This is a genomic window from Paenibacillus woosongensis, assembly GCF_009725165.1.
Taxonomy (GTDB): domain Bacteria; phylum Bacillota; class Bacilli; order Paenibacillales; family Paenibacillaceae; genus Fontibacillus; species Fontibacillus woosongensis.
Genome location: NZ_WNZW01000066.1, coordinates 1 through 256, shown reverse-complemented (window position 1 = coordinate 256; position 256 = coordinate 1). Strand labels below are relative to the sequence as shown.

Genomic DNA, 256 nt, shown 5'->3' with positions numbered 1-256 from the left:
ATTCCTTTTAGCTGAACTTGTGTCAAAGCAAGTTTAATTAAAAGTAGCTAGCGAACGTTTTGGGATAGGCGATCCTTTGGAAGTTACTTTCCACCTTGGTTGAATTTATTCGATCAGGAAAGTAACGGACAACAGAGCGAATAGCCCAAAATGAGAGCGATATGGTTAAGCTACTAAGAGCACACGGAGGATGCCTAGGCGCTAGGAGCCGAAGAAGGACGTGGCGAACAACGAAACTGCCTCGGGGAGCTGTAAG

At 45.7% G+C, this 256-nt stretch carries 1 rRNA gene; it reads left to right on the top strand.

Annotated elements, in window-relative coordinates:
- Positions 1-163: 163 nt before the first annotated feature.
- A 23S ribosomal RNA gene (locus GNP95_RS25610) occupies positions 164-256 on the top strand; the annotation flags it as partial.